Source organism: Gammaproteobacteria bacterium, assembly GCA_024235095.1.
Classification (GTDB): Bacteria; Pseudomonadota; Gammaproteobacteria; order Competibacterales; family Competibacteraceae; genus UBA2383.
The window spans coordinates 250,677-268,701 of sequence record JACKNC010000001.1; the positions used below are offsets into that span (position 1 = coordinate 250,677).

The 18,025-nt window shown below is 58.0% G+C and carries 18 protein-coding genes; 9 read left to right on the forward strand and 9 right to left on the reverse strand.

Annotated features, from left to right (window positions below):
• Window positions 1–44 precede the first annotated feature (44 nt).
• The 9 genes from H6973_01025 to H6973_01065 all read left to right on the forward strand — a co-directional run bounded on the left by H6973_01025 (window position 45) and on the right by H6973_01065 (window position 10,803).
• Window positions 45–1,247, forward strand: a complete 1,203-nt coding sequence (locus tag H6973_01025) for an MFS transporter (protein MCP5124251.1) — start codon at window positions 45–47, stop codon at window positions 1,245–1,247.
• 7 nt (window positions 1,248–1,254) lie between these two features.
• Window positions 1,255–1,917, forward strand: coding sequence for a response regulator (locus H6973_01030; protein MCP5124252.1), 663 nt, complete (start codon window positions 1,255–1,257; stop codon window positions 1,915–1,917).
• The gene (locus tag H6973_01035; protein MCP5124253.1) at window positions 1,914–3,257 is read left to right on the forward strand and encodes a two-component sensor histidine kinase; all 1,344 of its coding nucleotides are present in this window, start codon (window positions 1,914–1,916) and stop codon (window positions 3,255–3,257) included. Before H6973_01030 ends, H6973_01035 begins: the two co-directional genes overlap by 4 nt.
• A 254-nt stretch (window positions 3,258–3,511) precedes the next feature.
• Window positions 3,512–3,805, forward strand: a complete 294-nt coding sequence (fis, locus tag H6973_01040; protein MCP5124254.1) for a DNA-binding transcriptional regulator Fis — start codon at window positions 3,512–3,514, stop codon at window positions 3,803–3,805.
• Between the two features lie 7 nt (window positions 3,806–3,812).
• Window positions 3,813–4,469 carry an HAD family hydrolase gene (locus H6973_01045; GenBank protein ID MCP5124255.1) on the forward strand — a complete coding sequence of 219 codons (657 nt, stop codon included), beginning with the start codon at window positions 3,813–3,815 and terminating at the stop codon, window positions 4,467–4,469.
• Between the two features lie 49 nt (window positions 4,470–4,518).
• Window positions 4,519–5,586: a 3-deoxy-7-phosphoheptulonate synthase gene (locus tag H6973_01050; protein MCP5124256.1), complete on the forward strand. Its 1,068-nt coding sequence runs from the start codon at window positions 4,519–4,521 to the stop codon at window positions 5,584–5,586.
• A gap of 142 nt (window positions 5,587–5,728) precedes the next feature.
• The gene (gene asd, locus H6973_01055; protein ID MCP5124257.1) at window positions 5,729–6,841 is read left to right on the forward strand and encodes an aspartate-semialdehyde dehydrogenase; all 1,113 of its coding nucleotides are present in this window, start codon (window positions 5,729–5,731) and stop codon (window positions 6,839–6,841) included.
• A 261-nt stretch (window positions 6,842–7,102) separates the two neighbouring features.
• Window positions 7,103–8,188: a helix-turn-helix domain-containing protein gene (locus H6973_01060; GenBank protein ID MCP5124258.1), complete on the forward strand. Its 1,086-nt coding sequence runs from the start codon at window positions 7,103–7,105 to the stop codon at window positions 8,186–8,188.
• Between the two features lie 215 nt (window positions 8,189–8,403).
• Entirely contained in the window at window positions 8,404–10,803 is a 2,400-nt protein-coding gene (locus tag H6973_01065) for a hypothetical protein (protein ID MCP5124259.1), read from the forward strand.
• Window positions 10,804–10,852: 49 nt separating this feature from the next.
• Here the strand turns inward: H6973_01065 and H6973_01070 are convergent, their stop codons facing one another.
• From H6973_01070 to gspG, 9 genes are all read right to left on the reverse strand, one after another.
• Window positions 10,853–12,088: a lytic transglycosylase domain-containing protein gene (locus H6973_01070; GenBank protein ID MCP5124260.1), complete on the reverse strand. Its 1,236-nt coding sequence runs from the start codon at window positions 12,086–12,088 to the stop codon at window positions 10,853–10,855.
• A gap of 90 nt (window positions 12,089–12,178) precedes the next feature.
• Window positions 12,179–12,940: a type II secretion system protein N gene (locus H6973_01075; protein ID MCP5124261.1), complete on the reverse strand. Its 762-nt coding sequence runs from the start codon at window positions 12,938–12,940 to the stop codon at window positions 12,179–12,181.
• Entirely contained in the window at window positions 12,937–13,428 is a 492-nt protein-coding gene (locus H6973_01080) for a type II secretion system protein M (protein ID MCP5124262.1), read from the reverse strand. Before H6973_01080 ends, H6973_01075 begins: the two co-directional genes overlap by 4 nt.
• Window positions 13,425–14,615 (reverse strand): type II secretion system protein GspL, encoded by a 1,191-nt coding sequence (gene gspL / locus H6973_01085; GenBank protein ID MCP5124263.1) that lies wholly within the window; start codon window positions 14,613–14,615, stop codon window positions 13,425–13,427. The genes H6973_01080 and gspL overlap by 4 nt, the downstream gene beginning before the upstream one ends.
• 4 nt (window positions 14,616–14,619) lie before the next feature.
• Window positions 14,620–15,666 carry a type II secretion system minor pseudopilin GspK gene (gene gspK, locus H6973_01090; GenBank protein ID MCP5124264.1) on the reverse strand — a complete coding sequence of 349 codons (1,047 nt, stop codon included), beginning with the start codon at window positions 15,664–15,666 and terminating at the stop codon, window positions 14,620–14,622.
• Window positions 15,667–15,697: 31 nt separating this feature from the next.
• Window positions 15,698–16,291, reverse strand: a complete 594-nt coding sequence (gspJ, locus tag H6973_01095) for a type II secretion system minor pseudopilin GspJ (GenBank protein MCP5124265.1) — start codon at window positions 16,289–16,291, stop codon at window positions 15,698–15,700.
• Window positions 16,292–16,368: 77 nt separating this feature from the next.
• Window positions 16,369–16,848, reverse strand: coding sequence for a type II secretion system minor pseudopilin GspI (gene gspI / locus H6973_01100; GenBank protein MCP5124266.1), 480 nt, complete (start codon window positions 16,846–16,848; stop codon window positions 16,369–16,371).
• Window positions 16,845–17,339: a type II secretion system minor pseudopilin GspH gene (gspH, locus tag H6973_01105; protein ID MCP5124267.1), complete on the reverse strand. Its 495-nt coding sequence runs from the start codon at window positions 17,337–17,339 to the stop codon at window positions 16,845–16,847. Before gspH ends, gspI begins: the two co-directional genes overlap by 4 nt.
• Window positions 17,340–17,493: 154 nt before the next feature.
• Window positions 17,494–17,997, reverse strand: coding sequence for a type II secretion system major pseudopilin GspG (gene gspG / locus H6973_01110; GenBank protein MCP5124268.1), 504 nt, complete (start codon window positions 17,995–17,997; stop codon window positions 17,494–17,496).
• Window positions 17,998–18,025 lie beyond the last annotated feature (28 nt).

An 18,025-nucleotide genomic window follows, 5' to 3' on the forward strand; every position in this document is an offset into this window, starting at 1 on the left:
TGTCGGCGACAACCGATAAATTCTGAGTGAGCGGAATGATAAGCATGCAAGCAAAAGGCGACGGCTCCGGCTCTGCCCTGAAACAGATTCCAACCGGAGTCTGGATACTTGGCTTTGTCAGTCTGTTGATGGACATCTCGTCAGAGATGATCCACAGCCTGCTGCCAATGTTCATGGTGACGACGTTGGGGGCCAGCGCTCTCGTAGTCGGTTTGATCGAAGGGCTAGCTGAGTCAACAGCATTGATTCTAAAAATATTTTCCGGTGTGCTGAGCGACTACTTGGGCAAGCGCAAGGGACTTGCAGTGTTCGGCTACGCCTTGGGTGCACTGACCAAACCCGTGTTTGCATTGGCACCGACCGTTGGCATCGTGCTGACGGCGCGGCTGGTGGATCGGATTGGCAAAGGGATTCGTGGCGCACCGCGTGATGCGCTGGTCGCTGACATTGCGCCGCCGAGCTTGCGCGGAACCGCCTTTGGTCTGCGTCAGTCGCTCGATACCGTAGGGGCTTTTCTTGGGCCACTACTGGCTGTTGGTCTGATGCTGTTGTGGACCAACGACTTCCGGGCTGTGTTCTGGGTGGCGGTGATTCCGGGTCTGATGGCCGTCGCGCTGTTGTTCTTTGGTCTGCGTGAACCAGAACACCATCAGACAACGACACGCACGAATCCGATTTGCCGGGAGAACTTGCGCCGTCTTGGCGTTCCTTATTGGTGGGTCGTTGGCATTGGCGCGGTGTTCGCGCTGGCCCGATTTAGCGAAGCGTTTCTTGTCCTGCGTGCGCAGCAGGGCGGCGTGCCGGTCGCATTCGTGCCGCTGGTGATGGTGGCGATGAACGTGATCTATGCGTTGTCGGCGTATCCTTTCGGCAAGCTCTCCGACCGCATGAACCACCGCAAGCTGTTGGCGCTCGGGTTGGTTGTGCTGATTGCAGCGGACCTAGTGCTCGCCGCCAGCGATCATTGGGGCGTGGTATTGGCTGGAGTTGCGTTGTGGGGCGTGCACATGGGCATGACTCAAGGGCTGCTGGCAACGATGGTAGCCGATACGGCGCCTGCTGACCTGCGCGGCACAGCCTATGGTTTCTTCAATCTGGTTAGTGGCATGGCCATGTTGCTGGCTAGTGTCGTTGCGGGCCTGCTTTGGGATCGACTCGGGGCGTCGGCTACGTTCTATGCTGGCGCAACCTTCTGCATGATTGCGTTGGTGGGCCTCGCGTGGCCGCCTGAGGCAGATCACTGTTGAGGAGACGATGCGTATCCTGCTGGTCGAAGATGACCTGATGATTGGTGAGGCGGTATCCATCGCTCTCAAAGATGCTGCGTATGCCGTGGACTGGGTGAAAGATGGCGTCACCGCAGACGGTGTGCTGGAAAACGCTGAACACCAGGCCGTATTGCTTGATCTGGGCCTGCCCAAGCGCGACGGTTTGGACGTGCTGCGTCGTTTGCGCCAAGCGCGCAACACAGCGCCCGTCATTATTATTACTGCGCGTGATGGCATCGACGACCGGATCAAGGGTTTAGATTTTGGGGCCGATGATTATTTAGTAAAGCCATTTGATATAAAAGAACTTTTAGCCAGGCTGCGGGCGGTGATTCGCCGCCGAGGCGGGCAAGCGGCGCCGTTGCTCAGCAATGGCCAAGTGACCCTCGACCCGACGACCCGCGAAGCGCGCTGTGGCGCTGCGGTAGAGGCGCTAAGCGCACGTGAGTTCGCTGTGTTGCAGGCGCTCCTGCTCAAACCCGGCATGATTCTCTCGCGCGCTGAGCTGGAAGAACGCATCTATGGCTGGAACGAAGAGGTTGAAAGCAATGCGGTGGACTTCCTGATTCACGGCGTGCGCAAAAAACTCGGTTCCAACATCATCAAGAACGTCCGTGGGGCCGGCTGGATGGTGGAAAAAGCCCGATGAAACGATCCTTGCGACGGCATCTATCGCTGACGCTGGGCAGCGCTATCGTGCTCGCTGGTCTAGCAGCGGCGCTGGCTTCCTTTGGTCTGGCATATTTCGAAGCCAAGGAATTTCAAGACGACATGCTGCGGCAGATCGCTATGCTCCATGTCAACGGTCCCAGTACATTTCGCGTGCTGGAATCTCCTCATCGAGATACCGGGGAAATTCCGATCAGCGATCCTGAATCCCGCATTATCGTCATCCATCTGCCGCGTGATGCAAGACCCGATTGGATCCATCTGCCGCGCGACGCAAAATCCACCTGGGTCGCCAGCGATTTGCCGCCGGGCCTCCACACCCTGAACACCCGCTCTGGATCTCTGCGGGTGCTGGTTCGCGATATGCCTGCCGGGGAGCGTTTGATAGTGGCTCAGCTCACCACAGTACGCGATGAACTCGCGCTCAGCAGTGCGCTGCAGACACTGATTCCCTTGCTGCTGTTGCTCCCACTACTGGTCTGGTTGATCGTGCGGATTGTCCACAGTGAGCTGGCGCCCATCACCCGGATGGCCAAAGCGCTGGACGCCCAGCCGGCGGATCGGCCGCAAGCCGTCCCTGACAATGGTCTCCCAGATGAAATTACCCCTTTTGTGCATGCCATCAACCGCTTGCTGGAGCGGGTCAATCTATTGATCGGACAGCAAAGGCGCTTTATCGCGGATGCTGCGCATGAACTGCGCAGTCCGCTGACCGCGCTGTCGCTGCAAGCGCAGAACCTGATGCGCGCCGAGTCGCTGGACGCTGTGCGTGAGCGTGTCGTTCCGCTTCAGGAGGGCATCGAACGCGCCCGCCATCTGGCGGAGCAGTTACTCAGCTTAGCCCGAACTCAAGCCAGTATTGCCGAAGCATCCGTGGTCGACGTTTCGGCTATGGTGCGCGAACTGATGGCCGAATATTGGCGCTTGGCCGAGGCCAAGCGTATCGACCTGGGCCTTGAGGAAACCGCGCCCTTTACTCTGCGCGGCTCCAGAGAAACATTGCGCCTGATGATAAGCAATGCGTTAGAAAACGCCCTGAAATACACCCCGGAAGGCGGTGAAGTGACGCTACGCCTGCGGTCGGATGCGCAAGGCGATCTTATCGAAATCGTAGATAACGGCCCTGGAATTCCTCCTGCCGAACGCGAGCGAGTGTTCGACGCCTTCTATCGGATACCCGGCGCTAAGGGCGAGGGCAGTGGACTCGGACTGGCCATCGCACACGAAGCCGCAATCCGCATGGGCGGGACCGTGAACCTGTATAATCGGCAAGCGGGTTCCGGTCTCATCTTCCGCTACCAACACGGATGCAAAAATTAATGAGTGCTTTCGTTGCATTTTCTGAGGTGAACCTTCGACGGTAGAGCGCAGATAGTGGTTCGGACGCATAGGAGCTTAGCTCTGCTACCGTTCGCGCAAACGCAGTTTTCCAGCCGTCAGAATCTGCATTGCTGCTTCATCCTCATGGCGCACTTCGGTATGATAATCCTCTTTTTCCCAAACGGCCCTACCATGCCCACCGGTTCTACATTCAACAGTCCCGCCCGAATTGCCGATAGCGAGCGCTTTTTGCAATGAACTATAACAACACCGATTCTCCCGTTGATCTGTTGCCCGCCACCCCCTTGCGTGATCAGGTCTATGAGGCGCTGCGCATCTATTTTCACAATCTGGGCGACCAGCAACCCAGCCATTTGTACGATCTGGTGCTGCAAGAGGTGGAACCTCCCTTGCTGGAGATCGTCATGGAGCGCACCGACGGCAACCAGACCCATGCGGCGGATCTGCTGGGCATCAATCGCGGCACGCTGCGTAAGAAGCTCCGAAAATACGCTCTTGATAAACTCACATTATCCAGTAAACGGTAATCATTTTATGAGTTTGGCGATTTTTGATCTCGACAACACCTTGCTGGGGGGGGACAGCGATTACCTATGGGGCCAGTTTCTCATCGAACAAGGACTGGTTGACGGTGAACATTACGAGCGCGAGAATCAGCGCTTTTACGATGAGTACCGGGCAGGCATACTGGATATTCACGCTTTCCTGGCTTTCATGTTGCGCCCCCTGGCCGAACATCCGCTGCCCGAGCTGTTGGCTTGGCGCGAACGATTCCTGGAAGAGAAAATTCAACCGATTTTGTTGCCCAAAGCGGATGAATTACTGGACCGGCATCGCACCGCCGGCGACACTCTACTCATTATTACCGCCACCAACCGCTTCATCACCGCCCCCATTGCTGAACGGCTGGGCGTACCGCATTTACTGGCCAGCGAACCGGAATTGATCGATGGCCGTTATACCGGACGACCGACCGGCATTCCCTGTTTCCAGCATGGCAAGGTGGAACGGCTCGATGCCTGGCTCACCGAAACCGGCGGCGATCTTGTGAGAAGCTGGTTCTATAGCGATTCTCACAATGATTTGCCCCTCCTCGACCGGGTTACTTATCCTGTAGCAGTCGACCCTGACGCCACTTTGGCCCACCATGCCGGGAAACGTGGTTGGCCGATCATTAGCTTGCGGAATTAATCCATTCCAAACCCTTGTTTTTTTAATTCACTACCTTGATTTTACGCTCATGCAAAACCTGTACAATGTCAATGTTGCCGCCCTGGAAGTTCTCCCTACGCCCGAGGAAATCAAGCAGCGCCTACCGCTCAGCGAAGCGGCGGCGGACACAGTGTTCCAGGCTCGGGAAACCATCAAACGCATCCTCGACCGCCAGGACCCGCGACTCTTCGTGGTGGTCGGCCCCTGCTCTATCCACGATGTGGCGGCGGCTCGTGATTACGCACAACGCTTGAAGGCGCTGGCCGATGAAGTGAAGGACACCTTGTTCGTGATCATGCGCGTGTATTTCGAGAAACCGCGCACGACGGTAGGCTGGAAAGGTTTGATCAATGATCCGCGCATGGACGATACCTTCCAAATCGATGAAGGCTTGCAAATCGCCCGCGGCCTGTTGCTGGAGCTGGCGGAAATGGGTCTGCCGGCAGGCATTGAGGCACTGGACCCGATCATCCCGCAGTACATTTCCGATCTGGTCGCCTGGACCGCCATCGGCGCCCGCACGACCGAATCACAAACCCATCGCGAGATCGCCAGCGGCCTGTCCACGCCCGTTGGGTTCAAGAATGGCACCAATGGCAGTCTGGAAGTCGCGATCAATGCGCTGCAATCCGCCGCCCGCCCACACAGCTTTCTGGGCATCAATCCACAAGGCCAGTCAGCGACCATTCGCACTCTAGGCAATCGTTATGGCCATGTCGTCTTGCGCGGCGGCGATCGGCCCAATTATGACTCAGTATCGATCGCCTTGTGTGAAAAGGCGCTGCGTGAAAAGAAATTGCCCGTCAACATCGTTGTCGATTGCAGTCACGCCAACGCCTTCAAGGATCCCGCCATGCAGCCGCTGGTCATGCGCGACTGTACGCATCAAATCATGGAAGGCAACCAGTCCATTGTCGGACTGATGATCGAGAGCAACCTGGAATGGGGTAGTCAGTCGATCCCAGCGGATCGCAGCCAGCTTAAATATGGCGTATCGGTCACCGACGCCTGCGTGGACTGGGCCACAACCGAGAAAATGATGCGCGAGACGGTCGCTAAATTGCAAGGCGTGTTGTCCAAGCGCAGCGCGGTCTGACCGTTAATTGTGCAGATGGTGAGGTTCATGACGCGAATGCCGTCTTCGATTTCTTCGAGGACCCCGGCCCGCCCCGGCATGGTAACCGCTGTGAAATGCGGTAATATCACGATCCCGGTTAAATAGCGAGGCAGCGTGAATGATGAAGCGTGTAGGTCTAGTCGGTTGGCGCGGCATGGTAGGTTCCGTGCTGATGGAGCGAATGAGGGCGGAAAACGATTTTTCCCTGATTGATCCGGTATTTTTCACCACGTCCAATGTGGGGGGTCAGGGGCCGGTCATTGGCCAGGACACGCCGCCGTTGAAGGATGCCCGATCGATTGATGAATTGAAGACGCTGGACATCATTATCACTTGCCAGGGCGGCGATTATACCAACGAGATTTACCCGCAATTGCGCGCCGCCGGTTGGCGAGGCTACTGGATTGACGCAGCTTCGGCATTGCGCATGAAAGACCACGCTGTCATCATTCTCGACCCCGTCAATCGCTTGGTCATCCAGGATGCGCTGATCCGGGGAATGAAGGACTATATCGGCGGTAATTGCACAGTCAGCCTGATGCTGATGGGTCTGGGCGGATTATTCGCCCATGATCTGGTGGAATGGATGAGCGTCATGACCTATCAGGCGGCTTCCGGGGCTGGCGCGCAAAACATGCGCGAACTGATTCAGCAAATGGGCGCAATTCACGGCGCGGTCGCGGATCGTCTGGATCAACCGGCCTCGGCAATTCTGGAGATCGACCGCATCGTGGCGGAAACGCTGCGTTCCGATGATTTCCCGGCTGCGAATTTCGGCGTCCCATTAGCTGGCAGTCTGATCCCGTGGATCGACAAGCAATTGGACAATGGACAAAGCCGTGAAGAATGGAAGGGCCAGGCCGAAACCAATAAAATTCTGGGCTGTGCCGATCAACCCGTACCCGTCGACGGCATTTGTGTACGGGTCGGCGCCATGCGTTGCCACAGTCAGGCGTTGACCATCAAGCTCACGCGCGACGCCCCCCTGGATGAAATCGCTGAAATGATCCAAACCGCCAATGACTGGGTGCGCATCGTGCCGAATGAGCGGGAGCGCTCCATTCGGGAATTGACTCCCGCCGCCGTGACCGGCCATCTGAACGTGCCGATGGGCCGGTTGCGCAAACTCAATATAGGACCATGTTATTTAAGCGCATTCACCTGTGGCGACCAACTGCTGTGGGGCGCCGCCGAACCCCTGCGGCGCATGTTGCGTATTCTATTGGAGTCGTGATTTTTTCGGCTCTATTCACCATCATCTGCTATAGGGCAGATATCCAATTTTTCGGTGGTGTCCCTCAGTTTACGTGATGAGCTAAGCCAGTGACGACGACAACATGTATCCTCATTGTGATTGTGGTGTTAATCACTGACCGGGGATCTTATGAAGTGGGAAACGCTCTACTGCCCCAATCGTTCCTGTCACCACTACGGTCGGCCCTTTGGTCAAGGGTTGTTGGTCAAAAATGGTTCCAGTCACGGGAAAAAGCAGGCGTTGTGTCGTTCGTGCGGGAGGAGAGTGTCCTTGACGTACGGAACTGCGTATTTTGACCTCGAGGCCGACCCCGCCGTTTTCGAACTGGCGATGCGGGCGTTGGCGGAGGGAAATTCCATCCAGGGTACGGCACGAATCGTCCAGATCGACAAGGATACGGTTTGTGCGTGGTTGACTCGGGCCGCCCAGCAATGTCGTTTGGTGGTTTTGTCCCATTGGCGCGAGCTGACGGTGACCGAGTGTCAACTGGATGAATTGTGGAGCTTTGTCCATACCAAGGACCAGAATCTGCCGATGGCGCAGCAATGGTGCGAGACGGATGGCGATGCTTGGGTGTGGGTCGCCTTTGCGCCCGAATGGCGCCTGGTGGTAGGGTTTGTCGTGGGCCAGCGCACGCAGGCTCAGGCGAACCTGCTCCTGGAGCGCGTGGTGTATGTGACCGACGATCACGTCCCCTTCTTTACTAGCGACCAATGGCCGGGCTATCCCAGCGCCTTGCTCCATGCCTATGGGGAATGGTATCAGCCCGAGCGCCAAGGGACGCGAGGACGATATCCGGCCCCACGGTGCCGCCCACCGCCGAATTTGCTGTATGCTCAAGTGGTTAAGCGACGTGAAAAAGGACGGGTGGTCGAGGTGACCCGTAAGAGGGTCTGGGGAAGCGCGGACGAGCTTCAGGCGCGATTGGCCGCATCCGCCACCAGCACGACGATCAACACGAGCTTTGTGGAGCGGGATAACCTGGCCTGGCGCGAACACAATCGGCGGTTGGCTCGCAAGACGACCGCGTTTTCCAAGCAACGGTCGTGGATGGAAAAGCAGGTGTGGCTGTCGTTGGCTTACTACCATTTCTGCTTGCCCCACCTGAGCCTGCGTGAGGAATTGCCCACCCCGGAACCGACCCGAGGCAACGGATCGCCCCGTAAATGGCGGCCTGTCACGCCGGCCATGGCGGCGGGGATGACCGATCATATCTGGACCACGGCGGAGTTGCTGGGCTTTCGGGTACCCGCACCGTTTCTGAATACCTTGGAAACCATCAAACACTTGTTCCCCGCACTCGACGATGCTCATCACGTAAACTGAGGGACACCACCAATTTTTCCAAAATTCGCGTTTCAAGCCTCATTCAAATCGCAGAAACGCGCGTTAAGGAGTATCTTTAACGGAAGCTTCGAGGCCACGGGTAATAGGGGTGGTTCGGAGCGGGAAAGCCCCTTGGCCTGTCCGAGGCCAGTGACGGCATTCAAGCCAACCCCGCCGGGACCGTGACCCTCCGGTGGCGTAATGGAGATTAGGTCATGCCGACCAGGATATTACTCCGATTATTTCTTTTGGCCGGACTGGCAACGCCACTTTGCGCGTTTGCTCTGGGTATCGGCTTGCTTCAAGTTCGTTCGGCGCTCAATCAGAATTTTGACGCCGACATTCCCTTGATCACCAACAATCCCGCCGAACTGGTCGGATTGACCGTGCGAATTCCTCCTCAGCAGGAATTTGACCAGGTCGGCGTTGAACGATTGGAATTGATGTCGAACCTGCGCTTCTCAGTGCAGACGCCGCCCGGTGGCCCGAACTACATCAAAGTGACCTCGGTTCAGCCCATCCGCGAACCTAACTTTGATCTTCTGGTGGAAGTGATCTGGCCGCGCGGCCGCTTGCTGCGAACCTTTGCAGTTCAACTCGACCCAGAACTTTACGCGAATCGCCAGGAACCGCCGCCGCCATTACAACCGACTGAAACGCCGCTGATCGAAGCGCCATCGACTGTTGCCGCTGCGCCGGCCACACCCAGCCTGACGCCACCTCCACCTGTGAGCTTCGAAGGCGCATCATCCTATGGCCCAGTCCGTCGAGGCGAAAATCTGACCCGCATTGCTGAGCAGGTTCGTCCTTCCGACGCTATCAGTGTCCCGGATATGATGGCAATTCTGCTGGCGGGCAACCCCGAAGCATTCATCAACGGCAATCCGAATCTACTGCGGGTCGGCGCAGTGCTTAAGGTGCCTGCTCCACAGGCCCTGGGTGTGCAGGGCGCGCCTAGGTCGGAACCTTCCACTGAGATCGCCGCTATCGCGCCGCCGGGTGATTTGAATCCCTCGGAGCCGGTTTCGCAATCGCCACCCGATGTCGTTCCCGCGCCGGAGCCAACGCCGCCGGTTACGCCAGCGCCAGTTATTCCTACGCCCGAACTGACACCGCCGGCAGCGCCAGTGCCGGTTACTCCCATACCGCCATCTGCGCAGCCGCCATCGGAAATTGCTGCCTTGCCGGCATCGCCCGAAGAGACACCGTCATCTACGGAGGAGACTTCGCCGACGATGGCCGAATCCGCTCCAGCGGTTCCACTTACGCCGATTGCGCCGCAAGAGATCATTCCTCAAGCCGTAATGCCTCAGGCGGAAACGCCGCCGACTCCCGAGGCTGCTGAACCTGTCGCCGCTCAACCAGAATCGCCACCAGCCCCCGAGGTTGCTGAACCTGTCGCCGCTCAACCAGAACCACCACCGGCGCCAGCGCCAGAACCCAAGACGCCACCGCCACCGCCCCAGGAAACTGGCATGGAGTGGTTATCCAATCCAGTCGTCTGGATCGCGATTGCGCTAATTGTGCTGGCGATTGCTGCGGTATTGCTCGTGCCATTAATGCGACGGCCAGCGCGTCCGAAAACAGCTGAGACTGAGCCGAAAGAAGAACCTACCGCTGGATCAGTCGACGAAACGACCGAAATAGCGGAGAGCACCCAGATCCAGCTTCGCAAACCCCGTCCACAAAAGCAGTCCCCGCTGGCCCCGCCCCTGGCCGAGGCAAGCGCCGCGTCTACACCAGCCGCTACAGCCGCGCCTGCCCAAAAAACAGGCGCTGTCTCGCCTCCCAAACCGATTGATGAGCTATTGAAGAATATCGATTTCGGGCTTGGCGACGAAAAATCGCGACTGACAGCCCCCGGTGGAAAGAGAGGTGCAATACTGGCGCGAAGTCAGGAAGGACAGCGTTTGCCGGATGCCGAGCCACCGACAGCTTCAATAACCCAGACGAAACCATTTACCCCCGCGCCGCCTGATAAACCCGAGGCTCGGGAGCCAACTTTGGAAGAGCAGCCGGCGGCGCAGAAGCCCGCCCCAAAGCCGCAGCCAACGCCTGAGCCACCGGTATTGGAACCGCCGTCAGAACTTCCATCCGGCTTAAAGCTGGACAGCCTGGACTTTGACTTGGGCGATTTGGGACTGAGCGCCAGCCGCGATCAAGCTCCCGAGTTACCGCCTTTGGAATTAAAACCAGTAGGGTCGCCTAAAGCCGTGGATCGGAAGCCACTGGACTTCGACCTCCCTCCGATTGAACCTCCGACCCAGAGCGGGCCAGAGCAGGAACCGCCTAAACCCAAGGCGTCTGACCTCAAATTTGAGTTTACTGACGTCAGTCGGGAACAGGAGCAAATGGGCGCTCATGAGAATCTGGCCAAGCTGGATGAAGAATTGCTTAACTTCAGTGGCGCGGAATTAGGCGCAATGGAACTCAATTCGCCAGGCGCTACGGCTGACACCGGCGCTGATTACGTGGAAACCAAACTGGATTTAGCCTCGGCCTATCTGGACATGGGCGATCAGATGGGCGCCCGAGGTTTGCTTGAGGACGTTTTGCAGGAAGGCGATGCTTCGCAGAAGAAGCGAGCGGAGGAAATGCTCAGGAAGATCGGCTGAACTGGGCTTCAGCACGGGCAGGATGCCCGTGCTGGGAAAGCAATGCGCTTTAACGCAGCCGGGCGGTGGAGACCGGCTCAGCCAGCACCAGCGCTCGTGAAGTAGCGCCGCGTTGGGCCAGGCGGATCATGGTTCCTGCTGGCAGCCAAATCATACTCCCTGCTGGCAGCGGCTTTTCGCCACTATGGGCCGGCGCTTTCCACGCTTTGTTCAAAGCGATGAGTTCACCGAGATTGACCTCGTAGTAACTCGCTAACGTCGGAGCATCCACCGCTTGCCGAAGCCGGATCCGGTCGAGATTCAGCGGCGGCTCGTAGGCTACGCCCTCTGGGAAAAACCGCTGGGGATTGCGGGCAATCTCACGGGCAGCCAGGAATTCCGTGTAGAAATTTCGTGAGGCAAAGCCGAAACTCTTTCCTCCATAGCTTTGAACGATGGCGTCAATATTGTCGCCAACCTCCCTTTTCGCTCGAGCCATGCCCCCCACACCATGATTATAAGACGTAATGGCCAGCGGCCAACTCTCCAGCCGGTCATGCGCGTTCCCCAGATAGCGGGCCGCGCCTTGCGCCGAGATCACCGGATCGCGCCGCTCGTCGACAGCGGTATTCAAGTGCATGAATTGCCGTGCGGTGCTGGGCATGAATTGCCACATACCCGCGGCCCCGACCGAAGATGAAGCATGATTCTGAAAGGATGATTCGACATGTGGCAGGTAAGCCAAATCTTCAGGCAAACCGGCTTCGCGGAATACCTCGCGGAAAGCCGCATCGTAGCGTCCGCTGATTTCCAGCCCGCGCTTGAACCGTTCGCGCAGACCCCGTTGGCTGCGCAAGCGCTCGCTTGCACCCATCAGGGCGACCGGGCCAGAGCGGCTGGCGTTAATAAAATCCGCCAAACGCTGTTCATCGAGGGTCAGCGGCGCGTTGACTGCGGTCTTCGATTCGACTTGCCGGAGCAGGTCTTGCAAATTTTGGTAATGATTCTGGAGGAAGGCTCTCTGCTCGGCGCTATAGCCTTCGTCAACCGGACCGGGCAAAGTCAGTACCGCATAGATCAGATCCATGTAGCGATCATCGTGCAGTGCGACCTGATTGCGCCCCCAAACCGCGTAGACGTTTTGCCAAAAGGTAATTTGCGGCTGTAATGCCGGCGGCACCGGGAATGTCGCATCATTGGTCGTGATGGGAATCCGAGTCGGTGGCGGTGTGGGCTGCTGGTTGGCGCAGGCAGCCAGTATGAGCGTCGTTAAAACAATCGAGAATCCGCGCAATCGTAGTCGCATCGGCGCTTTCCCCCTGGTTGCGTTATCAAGTAAAAATCTTGCGGAACCCCGCAAGGCATTAACAGGCGCTGTCGTCGGTCAACCCTTGGTCTATCGGGACAGCACACCAGAAAAACTGAGCGTCCATCGCCCCTCCCCGTCAGGCGGACCCAACAGGTTCATCGCCTGGCGAAGCGCACGATTTTCCGTATCTCGAATCGCTGCCTGACCGTTAAACCGGTACCGGCCATCAGGTTGCAGGCTGAAATTCCCCTCCAGCATCAGCGGACCATTGTTGTCCTTGACGACCCCCTGAACACCCTCCGGGTCAGCCGAATTCACCTGCGCTGTGAAATCGCCCAGCATCAGTGGCTGACCCAAAGTGAGTCTTAAGTCCATCATGCGAATCATACCAGATGCACTTAAGGGCTGTCCGTCCGAGCTCAAACGGAAATCCGGCAGATCAAATTCTACGACTCCCTGTAAGGGTAGTTTAGGTTGTCGGGCTAAAACAGCGAATTCGGTAAGAAGCAGTCGGCCCATCAACTTTTGCAAACGGATGTGCTGGCTGGCATCGACTGCTGCGTTTCCTGAAAACCGTATTTCAGGATCGTCGACATTCAGGTGAAATTCCAGCCATCCGGTGAATAAAGCCAGTGGCCGCCAATTCCATTGTAGTCGGTCAACGCGAACACCGCGCCAGATCACGCCTTGCGCCGCGCCGTCGACTACCGCGCCCTCGACGGTTTGCACACTGAAACCGGGCAGTCGTTTGGCCAATTGTTCCGTGACCAGGTTGGCCGGCGCCTGCAACAGCAAAAACAGGAGAAACGCCAGCAATCCCGGCAGACCGTAGCGCAGGACGCTTTTCATGGCTGCTTGCTTTGCAGAATGAGCCGGGCGTTTACTTGCCCTGGAGTTTCAGTGCGATCCACACTGAGATTGATCAGCATGATGCGATGTTCACGCTCCAGCGCGCCGAGCCAGGCGAGCAGTTTGTCAAACTCAACCGCATCCAGGCGAGCGTTCAGTTTATCGTCGCCTTGCGGAGTAATCTGCTTCAAGGCAGCGCCCAATCCAGCGGCGCGCGCCGTCTGATCGATCCGGGTCAACAGCGATCGACCATCGGCCTGAGGTTGCGCAGCGCCGGCGTTGTTGCTCAGACGCTGGATTTCCTGGGCGGCTTGGCGCATCCAAGCGAGGTCGGCGCGTTGTTCGGCTACCCGTTGCTGGAGTCGGCGATGGCTGGACTGAAAGGGTTCCCAAATCAGCACATAACCCAGTATGCACAACGCCAGGACGGTTCCACCGCCGATCAGCCATTGCTCCCGAACGCCGAAATGCTCCCACCATGTTTTCATGAAGCCGCCTTTTTTAGCGTAACCCGGCTTTCCAGCCGTCCCTCGCGCTGGGTTGTGCGCATTTCCGCCCGGACGTCGGGCTGTTGTTCAAACCGTTGCCGAAGTTGATCCAGCGTCGCCGGATTACCACCCTCCAGGGCCAGATCCAGTTGACCCTCGCGGTAGCTGAGACTACGCAAGGTGATATCGGTAAAATCGACCAGCGGTTGTCCACCGTGGTAAAGCAGATTAAGAAAGAGGCCGCCTCGGGCGTCGGTTGGGGTTAATTCGCGCAGGCGGGCTTCCAGCTGCGCCTTAGGATTAACGATGCGGGTTGCGCCAGGCACGGCGTTTTTGTAAACCTCCTCCATTTTAACCTGGAGGGCGACCTGTTCCCGCTGCAACTGCTGATGTTCGTAAATCACGGCGATGCCTTGCAACAGCAGCCACACGCCGGCCAGGATCGCCGCAGGCCGCCAGGGCTGCAGTCGGCGTTTCCATTGGGTTTGTCGACTGTAGGGGCCTTGCAGTAGATTCAATATCGTGGGTGGCTGATAACCGGCGGCAAATAGTTGCAGTGGTTCGCCAGGCTCCTCTTCCACTTGCCAGGCCATGCTGCTTGCGGTCAGTTGTGGCGGCGGACTGCCCCAGATTCGTAGTCGCTGGGGCTGGGCGTCGCCGGCTTCGGCAAGGGCCTGATCCAGGAACAGATCGAGCGATTCCTGCTCCAGCGCGAATCCTTCCCAGCGACCGGTGCGCACCACGGCGCGTCCGTTTTCCACCAGCACACTCCAATCCCCGTCCTGCCAAGGTAAGAGCAAAGCATCCGGGATCACCGCCGTCGGCGTGAGTCCAGCCTGGGCGCAGGTTTCCAACCAGTCGCGCAGCACCGCATGGTCCAACGTCGCGACCGGCAGGCAGTTGCCGTCCGCTGCATGGGCCATCGCAAAATGCACCGTCTCGATATCATCGATTAACTGGTCTTCCAGGGCATAAGGGACAGCCCGCGCCCACAGGGTCCGGTTGCGTCCGGGCAAGGGAACCCGATGCAGGGTAATGGCTTCGCTCGGCGCAACCAATATCAGGCGCGCATTGCCTGGCTGACTGGCCAGTTCCAGTAATGGCCCGCGTTGCACCGTGCTATCGGGGCGCAGCCACTCGCCTTGCTCAGCTGGGAGGATACGAAAAAACGACAGGGAAATAGGCACGGCCTCAATCCTGGTAGCCAAAACTGCGGCGCAGGATGCGAGCGCCTCGATCGTCACGAAAAATAACACTATATAAAATCGAGTGGCCATCGCCGACCTGTGCATCAGCGCGCAGTAGAAAATACTGACTGCTAACGCTAAGCAGCGCTTTTAATTCCGCGTTCAGGGTCATTTTTGTCGCGCTCAGGAATTCATCGACGTTTTCATAACCCTTGGTGGGCCGATCTTCCAGCAGGCGCTCCATATCGGCCAGTTCCAACCCGTCGCTCAGCGCCGCCAGAACCACCGCCGGCGCGGTGTTGACATTCAAGGCGGTACCCGGCGGCAGCGCGCAAACCAGCGGTGCCAGTTTGTTGTAGGCTTCCCGATCCACGCCCTTGACCAGGCGTAATTCGGAAACGCTCATAAATGGCTGATTCCCAGCCAGGTAAGGCGGATTCAGTACCGTGTAGTCGCTATCTTCGGCGCCGTCAGGAAACAGGGGATCAGGGTCGGGATCGACCCAGTCGACAATAGCTTGAGCCAGTTCCGGTTTCAGCTCCAGAAGGGTTAACAGGCGTTGCAGGGCTTGCAACTGGGTTTTATCGAGACCGGCCTTGCCGGGTCGAGGTTGATTGGAATCCTTGGGAGCAGGGACATTCGACGGATCTGATGAAAGATCATCGGGATTTTTCTTGGATTTCTCATCATTTTTTACGGAAATCTCCCGGTTGTCGTCCGGATTGGCTGGTGACCCAGCCAACGCAGGCCGCCACAGATTGTTGAGATTGAAGCAACCCTGCAAATCACGGATTTTTGCCGAAAGGGTTCCACCCTCGACCGGTAGGGTCGGCAGCAGGTTGGCCCATTCCTCGTCAGGATAATCGGTCTGGTTTTCCTGCGCATCCCGGATCAGGATCAGCTCGGCCCACTGTTCAACGCCCAGTGTGTACAAGCGGGCTTGTTGCTGGTGCTGAAGGACAGTGCTGCGGCGAATCGCTATCTGTTGCAGGGTGGCGAGACTGGTCGCAGTCAGGCTGGCCAGAAAGACAATCAGCAGTACCGTGATCAAAGCAACGCCGCATTGGCGATGGACAGCAGGGTTAACCGGGCAAGGGCAGCAGACGGGTGATCGCACCCCAATCCTCCAGAGTCAAGGTGATTTCCACGGCGCGCGGCAGGACGTTCGGGTCGGGCGGCAGACTATGATCGGCGGCGCTGCTGGCGGGCGGCGGCCAGTCGTTTTGCCAGGCGTCGCTCTGATCCAGAAATCGCACCCGGAATTCCCGGACCTGGTCCAGCAGCAGTGTTTCCCGGGGTTCCATCGCCCCACCCCGATCCAGCACAGTCCAATACAATCGCCACAGTCGCCCTTCCCGCAACCGGTAGGCGACTCGTTGCAAGTTAGCGCGCAGTTGACCGAGCGGATTATCCCAGCCAGCGCGGGTCAAAACCAGTGTATCGCTCAGTAATTCCCCACCGTGCAGGGCAGGTTGCGGCTCGCCATATTCATCCCGGACGCCGCGCGGCAGAGCCTGCTCGATATCCTGCTCTAGGCGGAAAACCGCCAATTGCACCGCCGCCAGTCGACGATTCTCCTCCTCCACGGCAGCGCGCGTGAACAAAACGCTGCGCAGGCCGCTGTAGGCCGCGGTCGCCATGATGGCGAATACCGCCAAGGCGACCAGCAATTCCAACAGCGTAAAGCCGCAGGATCGATGTTGCCTCCCCTTTCTCACAGGCGGGAGAGGGAGTGGGAGGGAGGAAGCGTTTTTCATCGCGACGTGGTTGGAGGGCGTTCTTTGGACGGACGGTTCCTGGATGGAGGGTTTTCGGACTGCGGTTCCCCAGATGTTGGGCCGTTGGGTTGATCGTTTGCTGGCGGTTCGGGCGGCTTGGCTTTGAAGGCGGTCAGTACGCTTAACGCTGGAGCATTCTCGGCGCTGCGCACCGCGACTTCGAGCCGGCGCAGATCGGGATCGTCGGTTTTCGCAAAGCGCGCTTCCCAGCGCCAGACGCGATTAGCCAGTTCGGCGTTGCCTTGCCGAGAGCCTTCCTCGGGCCAGGGGTCAGGATCGAGCAGTAGTTCATTGACCTTGTTCAGAGCGACCCAACTGGCAAAGGTTTGATCGCGTAAGTAAGTCGTGCTGGCAATGCTTTGCGTCGCGGCGTTGATCATTGCTCCCATGGCGATGGCCAACACCGCCAGGGCGACCAACACTTCCAGCAACGTAAAACCAGTCGCCCGTCTCACCGCATGGTTTCCTTCAGGGTCAACCGGCCCATAGCGTCGCTGGCCACCCGATACAGCGGGGCGTCCAGCGCCGGATCATCAGCCAGGCTGAACACGGCGACGAATTCAGTCGCTTCGCCGCTATTTAGCAACAGCACCTGGGGAAATTCCGCTTTTTCCAAGGGTACGGGGCGATCCTCAACCCATAACCCTAACGCGATATCTTCAGGCAATTCATGGCGGATCAGGCTATTTGTCGCGTCGGGGGAACGCCAGGCGCCCTGTTCATTAAGACTCAAAATGGCGTAGCCCTTCTGATCAAACTGAATTCCGCGCAATTCACCGCTTAAAATGGCCTCCTGTTGATGTAACTCCACCAGCGCCGCCAACCGTTGCCCTTCCTCGGCCAACCGATCCCGTGTACCACCGCCAATCGACAGCACTGCCAAGCTGCTGAGAATGCCGATGAGCACCATCACCACCATGATTTCCAGCAGGGTGAAACCGCGCATGGAGACTGGAGCTCGGAGGCTGGAAGCTTTTTGTGGCCGTTCAGTCCCCCCCTTTGGCAAAGAGGGGTGAGGGGGGATTTTGGCCTCGCTGTCTGTGCAAAATCCCCCCCGGCCCCCCTTTTGCAAAGGGGGGAGGTGAATGCTTAAACCTTCTTTACTCATCCAAATTCCAGTTGCCAATATCCGCATCTACGCCCTCGCCACCGGGTTGACCGTCAGCGCCCAGCGAATAGATGTCCAATTGGCCATGCTGACCAGGACTAAGATACTGATACGGTTTACCCCAGGGATCTTTGGGCAACTTGTCCAGGTAGCCGCCATCCTGCCAATGAGGGGCATCCGCAGGTTTTTGCACCAGGGCTTCCAAACCCTGTTCGGTGGTGGGGTAGCGGAAGTTGTGCAGCCGATAGAGGTCAAGCTGGTTCTTGATCACGCGAATATCCTGCTTAGCCTTAACGATGCGCGCCTTGTCCGGGTTATCCATGATGCGTGGCACCACCACCGCCGCCAGGATGCTCAGAATGACCACCACGACCATGACTTCGATCAGGGTGAAGCCTCGTAAATGTCGCCTGTATCCAAATTTCCTCCCTCCTTGTGGATGAGTGCCAAGATAGGGAGTGTGAAAGGTTGCGTATCGAAAGCGCTTTATCGACATCAAAAATCTCCGGAATTCAGTCCTGGTC

Excerpts from the sequence above, each read along its gene's own strand:
- gspG (MCP5124268.1), bottom strand. The coding sequence starts at position 17,997 with ATGTCGATAAAGCGCTTTCGATACGCAACCTTTCACACTCCCTATCTT.
- asd (MCP5124257.1), top strand. The coding sequence starts at position 5,729 with ATGAAGCGTGTAGGTCTAGTCGGTTGGCGCGGCATGGTAGGTTCCGTG.
- fis (MCP5124254.1), top strand. The coding sequence starts at position 3,512 with ATGAACTATAACAACACCGATTCTCCCGTTGATCTGTTGCCCGCCACC.
- H6973_01080 (MCP5124262.1), bottom strand. The coding sequence starts at position 13,428 with ATGAAAACATGGTGGGAGCATTTCGGCGTTCGGGAGCAATGGCTGATC.
- H6973_01050 (MCP5124256.1), top strand. The coding sequence starts at position 4,519 with ATGCAAAACCTGTACAATGTCAATGTTGCCGCCCTGGAAGTTCTCCCT.
- H6973_01030 (MCP5124252.1), top strand. The coding sequence starts at position 1,255 with ATGCGTATCCTGCTGGTCGAAGATGACCTGATGATTGGTGAGGCGGTA.
- H6973_01075 (MCP5124261.1), bottom strand. The coding sequence starts at position 12,940 with ATGAAAAGCGTCCTGCGCTACGGTCTGCCGGGATTGCTGGCGTTTCTC.
- H6973_01045 (MCP5124255.1), top strand. The coding sequence starts at position 3,813 with ATGAGTTTGGCGATTTTTGATCTCGACAACACCTTGCTGGGGGGGGAC.
- H6973_01070 (MCP5124260.1), bottom strand. The coding sequence starts at position 12,088 with ATGCGACTACGATTGCGCGGATTCTCGATTGTTTTAACGACGCTCATA.
- H6973_01025 (MCP5124251.1), top strand. The coding sequence starts at position 45 with ATGCAAGCAAAAGGCGACGGCTCCGGCTCTGCCCTGAAACAGATTCCA.
- H6973_01035 (MCP5124253.1), top strand. The coding sequence starts at position 1,914 with ATGAAACGATCCTTGCGACGGCATCTATCGCTGACGCTGGGCAGCGCT.
- gspH (MCP5124267.1), bottom strand. The coding sequence starts at position 17,339 with ATGCGCGGTTTCACCCTGCTGGAAATCATGGTGGTGATGGTGCTCATC.
- H6973_01065 (MCP5124259.1), top strand. The coding sequence starts at position 8,404 with ATGCCGACCAGGATATTACTCCGATTATTTCTTTTGGCCGGACTGGCA.